Here is a 10,221-nt window from a genome sequence, read left to right on the forward strand (position 1 = left end):
ACGGTAATTCGGGGCACTCAGCCTCTGCAAAGCCACCGGAAGTAGCCGACCCTGATGAGCCAGGCATCGCAAAGGCCGGTAGCCCGGGCGGCGGTAACTCACAGCACCCTTCTGAGAAAGGGCCTGCAAAGGCGGCAGCGGAGTTGACCGAACCTGGTTTCGTACGGGGGAATGGCGTCGGCAATGACAATGAGCATCATCCCCACGCTTCGGAGGCTTCGCGAGGGGCAGCGAAGACGGCAGAAGCCGATGGCGTGGAACACGGTAATTCGGGGCACTCAGCCTCTGCAAAGCCACCGGAAGTAGCCGACCCTGGCGAGCCAGGCGTCGCAAAGGCCGGTAGTGCGGGCGGCGGTAACTCACAGCACGCTTCTGAGAAAGGGTCTGCAAAGGCGGTCACGGCGTTGGCTGAAGCTGGTTCTATGCAAGAGCACAGTTTCGGCAACGACAACGAGCATCATTTCCCGGCTCCGGATGCTTCGCCAGGTTCAGCGAAGACGGCAGAAGCCGATGGCGTGGAACGCGGCCATTCGGAGCACTCAACTCTTGCAGACGCACCTGAAGCAGCTGAGCTCGCTGAGCCGAGCATCGCAACGGCCAGTAGTAGCGAGGGCCGCGGTGACTCACAGCACGGGCCTCCAAAGGCGGCAGCCACAGAGCTGGCTGAAGCTGGTTCTATGCAAGAGCACAGTTTCGGCAACGACAACGAGCATCATTTCCCGGCTCCGGATGCTTCGCCAGCTTCAGCGAAGACGGCAGAAGCCGATGGCGTGGAACGCGGCCATTCGGAGCACTCAACTCTTGCAGACGCACCTGAAGCAGCTGAGCTCGCTGAGCCGAACATCGCAACGGCCGGTAGCGAGGGCCGCGGTGATTCACAGCACGTTTCAGAACCGGGGCCTGCAAAGGCGGCAGCCACAGAGTTGACTGAGGCTGGCCTCGCGCCGGGTGGCGGCGCGGAATTGGTGTTTCGCTTCGATAACAATGCGACTCCTCCCACATTCGGCGCGGTAGCTGAGGTTCCGCCCAGTCCGCACGTTTCGCCCGGTCAGGAAGAGGACCTCCACATCATCGGCAAATTGATCCCTAATGCACTGGACGAACACGCGGTCGCCCCTGTTCATAACGTTCCGCATCACGCCGCTGTACCCGCGCCTCATGACTTGCTGATTTGAAGCGTCCCATCGTTACAGATGTGGGAGCCTTCCGCGTCCACCGTCCTTGCGGCTCCGCTAATTTCGAATAGCGGCCCGGGAATCGATAGGGATCACATCAGCGGCTTCTTCGAGCCGTTCTTTACGACTAAGCAGATCGGCGAGGGCAGCACGGGGCTTGGCCTGGATCGGCTATGGCATCGTCCGCGAAGATGGCGGTGAGCTTCCTTGCAACGCACGAGCCGGAAGGCGGCGCGACCTTCTGACGTCAATTCTTACGCGCCGTTACCCCCTATGAAGTGACTCAGACAGATTTATTGATCGATGCATAGTGGGGTGTCCAAATTTAAGCCGGCGGTTCACAGTCATTGAGTCTCGGATCAATGGTTGAACGGACCGTTCTGCTTGGGCGATGGATGTTTATCTTTAGCCGGATAGCTGAGAGAGGCCGCTTCTTATGCTCACTCCATCGGATACTTGGGGCGAAGCCGTTGAATCTTAGGGGTCTTTGTTTTTCGTGGCCCCCATGATGGATTGGAGCGAGAGTTCATTTTTTTCAATTGGTTCGGAGGCCGCGTGTGCACGATGTGCGCACCGGGAGATCAAAGAAAATCTCGTTGCGGATCACGTGAGCAGGTGGCTCCCCGGCGGACCCCTGAGCACAATCGATGTTTCCAAAGCCGGGAGGAGAATGCTGGCGACCAGCAGTTGCAGAAGGTTGAAGGCGTCATCCTTCGTCGCGCATGCGCGTGGCTCTGCTGATCGAGCAAGAAGGAAAAGGTCTTTCAGTGTGGGGTGGCTTCCGTCGCGTTCTCGATTTCGCCAGCGTTGTGTCGGTGGCGGAGATCTGAGGGTGGTCGACGGGTTTCATCGTGTGTGTCGCGACCCCATTGACGAAAGGCACGGCGCACTTGGATAGGCAAGCTGACTCATAAATCAGCGACTGCCACGTTCGAGTCCTGGCGCGCTCGTCATCGCCAACGCATTCTACTTCCCTGCGAATACTCCCGACCTCAACGTCAATCGCGGGGCAGGCTCGTCCGACCTGACCGGCCGCGTTCGCTCGGCTGCGCCTCCACCATGCCGCTGGGATCGATCATATGGTTACCTCGACCTTCGTCGGGAGCCACGAACGAGGGCTTGGCTTGCCCATTGAACAACGTTAGATGTATGTAATTGTATCATCCGTGGTTAAGTTGTTGTCTCGATCTGCTGCGCATGTCGATGAATAGCCGAGGGACCAAGCAAGCTCTGCATAATGGTTCCAGGTTGGGATCCCGACTGTTCTGGCTGGGTGTGAAGTCTGGGTCATGACCATCGCAGTTGCGAAAGCGCCTAACGAGGCCGCCGACATAATGGGCGGCAATGAGCCTGATCTTCCGGCGTCGCTGCTTTCCTTCATTCTGGTAGCTAAATTCCTTGGTGTCCCGGCCGACGCTGGCCAGATCGCTCATGACCATGGCTCGCCGGGCGTGCGATATCAGCTTGAAGACCTCGCCCGGATCGCCAAGCGGCTGAAGATCGTCGCCAAGGTGAAGCCTGCGGCACCCGAGGAGCTTCACAAGGTTCCTTTGCCTGCGCTGGCCGAACTGGAGGGCGGCGAGGCCGTCGTTCTGCTTAAGGTCGACCAGCAGCCGGCCGGATCGCGCTTCCTGATCCAGCGCGGCGATGGCGGACGTCCCGAAGTGTTGTCGGCGGACGATTTCTGCGGTCGGTACGCCGGGCGGCTGCTCCTCATGACGACGCGTGAGCTGATGGCGGGGGCGACGCGGCCCTTCGACATCAGCTGGTTCATTCCTGCGCTGGTGAAATATCGCGGGCCGCTGCGCGACGTGCTGATCGGGTCCTTCTTCCTGCAGCTGATGGGACTGATTTCGCCCATCTTCTTCCAGCTCGTCATCGACAAGGTGCTCGTCCATCAATCGCTGACGACGCTCGACGTGCTGGCGGTGGGGCTCTCGGCGGTGCTGATCTTCGAGACCGGATTGTCGGCGCTGCGCAACTGGCTGTTTGCTCACACCACCAATCGCGTCGACAGCGAGCTTTCGGCGCACCTGTTCCGGCACCTGCTCAACCTGCCGCTGTCGTATTTCGAGGCACGCCGCGTCGGCGACAGCGTTGCCCGCGTGCGCGAGCTCGATCGTATCAGGGAATTCCTGACCTCGAACGCCGTCACCGTCGTGATCGATCTCTTCTTCACCATCGTCTTCTTCGGCGTCATGTACGCCTATAGTCCGCTCTTGACCCTGATCGTCACGCTGTCGATTCCTCTCTATGTCGCGATCTCGGTAATCGTGACGCCGGCGCTGCGCGCCCGTCTCGACGAGAAGTTCAAGCGCGGCGCGGAGAACCAGTCCTTCCTCGTCGAAAGCGTCACGGGCATCGGCACGCTGAAGGCGATGGCGGTCGAGCCGCAGATGCGGGCGAAATGGGAGAAGCAGTTCGCGGGCTACACCAGCACCGGATTTCAGGTCGCAACGCTCGCCAACTGGGGCAGCCATCTGATCCAGCTGGTGTCCAAGCTGACCACGGTTGCGATCCTGTTCTTCGGCGCCAAGGCGGTCATCGCCGGCGACCTCTCGGTCGGATCGCTGGTTGCCTTCAACATGCTCTCCGGGCGCGTCGCGCAACCGATCCTGCGCCTGTCCCAGCTCTGGCAGGATTTTCAGCAGGTGCGCATCTCGGTCGACCGGCTCGGCGACGTCTTGAACGCGCCGGCCGAGCCCGATCACAATCCCAACCGGGCGAGCCTTCCGCCGATCAAGGGCGCGGTGAACTTCGACCGGGTTCGTTTCCGCTATCGTCCCGATGCGCCGGAGGCTTTGCGGGGCGTCACGCTCGCGATCGAGCCGGGCGAGATGATCGGCATCGTCGGCCCCTCCGGCTCGGGCAAGTCGACGCTGACCAAGCTGGTGCAGCGCCTTTACGTTCCGGAGCAGGGCAGGGTGCTGGTCGACGGCGTCGATCTCGCGCTGGTCGACCCCGCATGGCTGCGCCGGCAGATCGGCGTCGTGCTGCAGGAGAACATCCTGTTCAACCGCTCGGTACGCGAGAACATTGCGCTGGCCGATACCACGATGCCGATGGAGCGGGTCATCGCCGCCGCTCAGCTCGCCGGCGCTCACGAGTTCGTCCTCGGGCTCTCGCACGGCTACGACACGGTGATCGACGAGCGGGGCGGCAATCTCTCGGGCGGGCAGCGCCAGCGGCTCGCGATCGCAAGGGCGCTGATCGGAAATCCGCGCATCCTGATCCTCGACGAGGCGACCAGCGCGCTGGATGCCGAGAGCGAGGAGATTATCCAGCACAATCTCGCCGGCATCGCCCGCGGCCGCACCGTCATCATCATCGCGCACCGCCTCTCCGCGGTGCGGCAGTGCGACCGGATCGTCACCGTCGAGGCCGGCGAGATCACCGAAACCGGCGACCACCAGACGCTGCTGCGCTCGGGCGGCCGCTATGCCCAGCTCTACACAAAGCAGATGGGGCGCAGCACGTGACGGCATGGGTCGCCGCGCGCTTTCCGACGGTCGCCAGGCACTGGGCCGTGCTGCGGGCGAGCTGGAGCATGCAGAACGAGGCCGACCGCAACCGGCGGCCGCTGTCCGATCACGAGTTCCTGCCGGCCGCCCTCGAGATCATGGAGAAGCCGCCGAGCCCGGGGCTGCGCATGCTGCTGCTGATGACCTGCGGCTTCTTCACGGCCGCGCTGGTCTGGTCCGTCATCGGCACGGTCGACGTCGTGGCGGTGGCGAGCGGGAAGATCATTCCGTCGAGCAAGGTCAAGACCATCCAGCCGATGGAGATCGGCTCGGTGCGCGCCATCCACGTCTCCAACGGCCAGCACGTCGAGGAGGGGCAGCTTCTGGTCGAGCTCGACCCGACGCTCGCGACCGCCGACGAGGCGCAGGCGCGCCAGAACCTGCAGGCTTCGAGGCTGATCCAGGCCCGCAACGCGGCCCTGCTCGCTTATCTCGACGGCCGGCCGACCGGCTTCGTCGCGCCGGACGAGGCGCCGGCGGCGATGGTCGCGGTGGAGGAGCAATATGTCCGCGCCAGCATCGCCGAATACGAGGCGCAGGTCGCCAGCCTCCAGCAGCAGATCGCGCAGCGCGCGGCCGAGCTGACCTCCGCCGAGGTCGAGATCAACAAGCTGCGCCTCACGCTCCCGCTCGTCGATCAATCGCTCGAGGCGCGCCGGCAGCTCACCGAGCAGGGCAATTTCGCGCGGCTGCGGCTGCTCGAATACGAGCAGCAACGCATCGAGCACGTCCAGAACGTCGACGTGCAACTCGCCAATGTGACGCGGGCGCGCGCCGCGATGACGGCGCTCGAAGCCGAGATCCGCAAGCTGCGCGAGACGTTCGGCAAGACCGCCGTCACCGAGATGGTCCAGGCCCGCGACAAGGCGCAGCTCGCCGCCGAGGATCTGCGCAAGACCACGCGGCGGCGTGAGTTGCTGGCGTTGCGTGCGCCCGTCGCCGGGACGGTGCAGCAGCTCGTGGTCGCGACGATCGGTGGCGTGGTGCAGCCGGCCCAGCCCTTGATGACGGTGGTGCCCGACGGCGCCGAGATCGAGGTCGAAGCCCAGGTCCTCAACAAGGACATCGGCTTCGTCCGCGAGGGCCAGCCGGTCCGGGTCAAGCTGGAGGCGTTTCCCTTCACCGATTACGGCCTGGTGCCGGGTATCGTCGAGAGCATCAGCCGCGATGCGATCGACCTGTCGCAATCGAACGGCCAGCCGCAGCGCGACGACAAGGGCCGGCCGGTCCAGCCCGGCCTCGTCTACGCAGCGCGCATCCGCCTGCTGCAGACCAGCATCCGCATCCGCGACCGCCAGCAGACGCTCGGCCCCGGCCTGTCCGTGCAGGCCGAGATCAAGACCGGCGAGCGGCGCATCATCCAATATCTGCTGTCGCCGATCACGCAATCACTCGATGAGGCCGGGAGGGAGCGGTGAGGGGACTGCATGATGATCAGATTTGATCGGGACCTACGACGTTCGACGCATTTGGAAAGTGGTCTGGCGGTTCAGTGGGTGCGCGACGAGCCTCCTATGGAGCGCTCGACCCACTTCAAGTTGATTGTCGACGGGATCGAAGTGCCGTTTGTCGCTTCCTACGACTACGGCGAGGACAAGATCAAGAAGGCACATCCGGATACTGGCGCGCTGGAGCTCGACCGCCTTTCCACATCGCTGGGGGAGAAGAATTACAGGGCAACCAGTATCAACGCTAACTTTAACAAGCAGATATTCGTTGAGGTCTGGCGAGACTTGGTTTCGCAAGGCCACAGCAGCTATCGCATCTCGACCTATTACACCGAGATTCGGTTGGCCGGTTCCAACGGCAAAACCGAATGGGAGTGTCAAGGATGAGACGTCGAGGGCAAGGTCGAGGAGACCGCCGGCATCGCGATCTGGGCAGTGTCTCCGACGAGGTCGACGCCAAGATCCGCGAGCTTATCCAGGCTCGCGTGTTTCCGGTGCGCCTCAAGGCCGAGGACTGGGCCAGCGGCGAGACCACCTGGCTGCTCGACGTCATCGCTCCCTCGCAGAAAGTCGCCACCGCCGTGCTCGCGAATTTCAAGCAGGTGGTGAAGGACAAGCCGGTGCGGATCCACCCGATCGTGAGCCAACTGGTCGATCCCGGCGTGCTCGAGAAGATGAAGGTGCGGCCGGTGGGGGAGGCGGGAGAGACGGAAAGCTAAGCGCAGGCTAAGTGTTGGCTATCGTCGAGCGGATCGACGAATGAAAACGACCACACTCAGCAGGCGTTGGAGGTTGCTTGATGGTTTACTCACTGGGATCGAAGCCGACGCTGGGCCACTACGCCCAGCAGAAGACGCTTGATGGCGATGTTTCCAAGATCGAGGTGGCAGACAAGACGCCGGATGCCGGGTTCGATGCGAATACGGCCTCAACCTATCCGGCTCACCAAGGTCGCCCGATCCAGCCAAAACATGTCTTTACCAAGGTGGAGTGGCAGGAAAGCGGTCCGGTGCCAGACGTCGACACGGTGTGTGGCTTGCTCGTAGTGTCCGATCGTTTTCGCGAGATCGTCGACAAATTCGAGCCTGGCGTCCATCAGTTCCTGCCGGTCGAATATGTCGACGGGCATGGAGCCGTTCTCGCAAAGCGGTACATCTTCGTCGCATGCAACCGGATTGACAGTGTCGATCGCGCGCATACGACGATGGTTCTGTTCAAAGGGATGCGGTGGACACCGGCGAACGATTTGGTCGGCTGGAAGCCAGAAGAAATCCCGCCTGGGTTTGACGTCAAGGCGAAACCCAAACTCGTTTTCAGCAACGCGCAGATCGGCGGCAGGCATGCATGGAGCGATATGTTCCTAATCTATGGACCGAATCTGTCCGACGCGTTAGGTGCCGCACTTGAGGTCGAGCACTTCACGGGTATTTCGCTTCAAAAAGAGGAAGCGGTCTGATGGCCTTCGACGACATTCAGCGTCCAACAGGTCTCAAGACCTGATAACTCCGCGCAATCCGAACAACACCAACGGATTTCAAGGGGCACACATTATAGGTGATAAGTTTTGGACCAGGGCTCTCGGCTGGATTACGCAAAACCTAGGCGCGGACTTCAATCAGAATAGCAGCCTCAACGGCGTTCTTTTGCCGGAGGGCAATCGTGGTGGCGCAGTACTCGGCACGGCAGAGCACTTCGGAAATCATGTCGATGCTTTCGATGGACTGTTCTACGATCAGAACGCGCCACAATCCAACAAGTATTTGAATGTTCTGGAGCGCCGCCTAAACAACGAGTTCCTCGGAGTCAACGATCCAGAACGAATTGCAAGAATTGCGGGTGACAGTGCACACAACTCCCGTTGAGCATGAGCATGGCGGCCTTGTATCCGTCGCTGAATATGCGCGGTGATCGAATGGCTCGACCGGCTCATCAACGGCGGGCCGCCGAGCCTTGTCGTACGACGAAACGGTGACGCCACAGCTTCGTTTGCGGCCGTCGCTCGCTTGCTACGGGCCTCGCCACTTTGCGCTGAGCGACCCCGGGCGAACTCTTGAAAGCCTCCGAGTTCCCTTCTCCACACTTGTCAATAGATACCAATCGCAACGGACAGGCACATCGCGTAACATTTTTTGGGCATATCGCGATTTCGTCTTGAAGTTGTATGCGGGTTAACGTTCTATGAACGCCGAAGGAGGGCAGTGGGGCTGCTTCCGATGATCTGCGACAGAATTATACATCCGATTTCCGTGCCGATCGTTGGTGCAACCGGAGCGGGTGGTGTGCAGGTGACCGGTCTTTTTGCGTCGGCAGACACGCGGCCCGGACAGGGCTGCGGGCCGCCACGGCAGGCTCACTTCCTCATGATCGCAATACGCCCATTGGGCGGATCGAAATTTGGGAGCGAGACCTATGGCAAAGAGCGCGAACGAGACGGCGGCCGCCGGCAAGCCGGCATTGAACGGGATCAAGGGCGGGGCTGCGGCCGGGCCGACTGAAGAGAAAGAGCGCGCGCTCGATCCGCAAGTGCTGGCGCAGATCGCCGCGTTCAAGATGCGGATCCAGGCCGGCGTCGGCGAGGTCGTCCTCGCCATGCTCAACCTGCCGCGCTACCGCAACCAGACCCTGGCCGACGTCATGCACCTCGTCGTTGAGCCGATGACCCGCGACCGCATCGCCATCGCCAAGGCCGGTGGCGAGGGCAAGGTGGAGGAGACTGCCGGCATCGCGATCTGGGCCAGCGTCTCCGACGAGGTCGACGCCAAGATCCGCGAGCAGATCCAGGCGCGCGTATTCCCGGTCCGCCTCAAGGCCGAGGACTGGAACAGCGGCGAGACCACCTGGCTGCTCGACGTCATCGCCCCCTCGCAGAAGGTCGCCACTGCCGTGCTCGCGAATTTCAAGCAGGTGGTGAAGGACAAGCCGGTCCGGATCCATCCGATCGTGAGCCAGCTCGTTGATCCGGCGGTGCTGGAGAAGATGAAGGTACGGCCGGTGGGGGAGACTGATAAGGCCAAAGGCGAATGAACCTCGGCCGGAGCCCCGGTGCGATGGAACAAGCAACGAAATATTCTAGAACAAGAAGTGGCAAGCGGTTGTGCCCACGATCGCTCCTTCGGAGAAACGTAATGCGGCTCGCCTTTCCTCGCATCAACAGTTTCCAGACCGACGACGGCACGGCGTCAATCACGTTTTTGAAAGTCAACATGGATCGAGAGACGGGGGGCCTTGACTACCTGTTCAGGTTCAAGACGCCGACCGGCGATTTTGAAGTGCATGCGACGGTTGCAATTACAACGAGCTTTGCAGCTGCGGATGAGTTTGCCAAAGGCGGAGCCAGCCTTTGGTCCTTGGACCCAACGGAGGTGAGAGAGTACGTCGAGAAATACGCCGGCGAGCACGGAAACTCGTTTGTAGTACGTATTTTCGAGGTGCCCTCCGACACGAGCGACAGCACCATCCGGATTCTGAGGGACGAGTTTTGCAGGCTGTTCCTCGACTACTGGTCTTCATACAAATACAGCAACTCAGATGAGACGAGTGATCCCGTCGGGTTCTATCCTGACAAGATTCAATTTGTGCCGTACGACCTCGACGAAAAATTCCGCGTGACTTTGCTTGCCGGAAAAGGGGGGCGCCATGACTGACATTCGTGGTTATCCCAATCCCCTTTTGCAAGCCTTTTCGGATAAGTATGGTCTAGGCGTTACCTTCGACGCGAACGGTGTTCCTTCCTTTAACGGAACCAAGGTCTCGCTCGCTACTTTTGAAGATTTTTTCAAGAGCGCTCTAACTGACGAGAAGAATCTCTATCGCCTGAATGCAGATGGAAGCCTGACGCGACCAACACTTAAAGTCTTCTACGACGGACGAACCAATGGAGTGTTCAATAGCGTAATTGCGAATGACTTTGTGGAACGCGCTGGATCGGGCGCTGTTTCGCTTGATCGCACAAAGCTCGGTCAGTTTCTCTTTCGTTCTAATCTCCAAAATGTCATTGACGGTCCATTCGACTCTCTGACCTACAATCAACAATTGTCTGCAAAGTACGCTAGTACCCTTCCGGTTCAGAAGAACGTG

Annotated in this window: 8 protein-coding genes; all 8 read left to right on the forward strand. The window is 60.9% G+C overall.

Going from position 1 to position 10,221, the window contains the following annotated elements; all coding sequences use genetic code 11:
* Nucleotides 1-422: 422 nt before the first annotated feature.
* The 8 genes from AABA86_RS29910 to AABA86_RS29945 all read left to right on the forward strand — a co-directional run bounded on the left by AABA86_RS29910 (nucleotide 423) and on the right by AABA86_RS29945 (nucleotide 9,788).
* A complete protein-coding gene (locus tag AABA86_RS29910; RefSeq protein ID WP_338309352.1) occupies nucleotides 423-1,175 on the forward strand; it encodes a hypothetical protein in 753 nt (250 codons plus the stop codon).
* A gap of 1,334 nt (nucleotides 1,176-2,509) precedes the next feature.
* Nucleotides 2,510-4,654: a type I secretion system permease/ATPase gene (locus AABA86_RS29915; RefSeq protein ID WP_445083496.1), complete on the forward strand. Its 2,145-nt coding sequence runs from the start codon at nucleotides 2,510-2,512 to the stop codon at nucleotides 4,652-4,654.
* Entirely contained in the window at nucleotides 4,651-6,114 is a 1,464-nt protein-coding gene (locus tag AABA86_RS29920; protein WP_338309354.1) for an HlyD family type I secretion periplasmic adaptor subunit, read from the forward strand. Before AABA86_RS29915 ends, AABA86_RS29920 begins: the two co-directional genes overlap by 4 nt.
* A gap of 9 nt (nucleotides 6,115-6,123) precedes the next feature.
* Nucleotides 6,124-6,531, forward strand: a complete 408-nt coding sequence (locus AABA86_RS29925; protein WP_338309355.1) for a hypothetical protein — start codon at nucleotides 6,124-6,126, stop codon at nucleotides 6,529-6,531.
* Nucleotides 6,528-6,863 carry a toxin-activating lysine-acyltransferase gene (locus AABA86_RS29930; RefSeq protein WP_338309356.1) on the forward strand — a complete coding sequence of 112 codons (336 nt, stop codon included), beginning with the start codon at nucleotides 6,528-6,530 and terminating at the stop codon, nucleotides 6,861-6,863. The genes AABA86_RS29925 and AABA86_RS29930 overlap by 4 nt, the downstream gene beginning before the upstream one ends.
* Nucleotides 6,864-6,943: 80 nt before the next feature.
* Nucleotides 6,944-7,600: an imm11 family protein gene (locus AABA86_RS29935; protein WP_338309357.1), complete on the forward strand. Its 657-nt coding sequence runs from the start codon at nucleotides 6,944-6,946 to the stop codon at nucleotides 7,598-7,600.
* Between the two features lie 953 nt (nucleotides 7,601-8,553).
* Nucleotides 8,554-9,168: a toxin-activating lysine-acyltransferase gene (locus tag AABA86_RS29940; protein ID WP_212246853.1), complete on the forward strand. Its 615-nt coding sequence runs from the start codon at nucleotides 8,554-8,556 to the stop codon at nucleotides 9,166-9,168.
* 101 nt (nucleotides 9,169-9,269) lie between these two features.
* On the forward strand, nucleotides 9,270-9,788 hold the full coding sequence (locus AABA86_RS29945; RefSeq protein WP_212246851.1) for a hypothetical protein: 519 nt from the start codon (nucleotides 9,270-9,272) through the stop codon (nucleotides 9,786-9,788).
* The last annotated feature ends 433 nt before the right edge of the window (nucleotides 9,789-10,221 follow it).

This window comes from Bradyrhizobium sp. TM233 (assembly GCF_036247965.1).
GTDB classification, from domain to species: domain Bacteria; phylum Pseudomonadota; class Alphaproteobacteria; order Rhizobiales; family Xanthobacteraceae; genus Bradyrhizobium; species Bradyrhizobium ottawaense.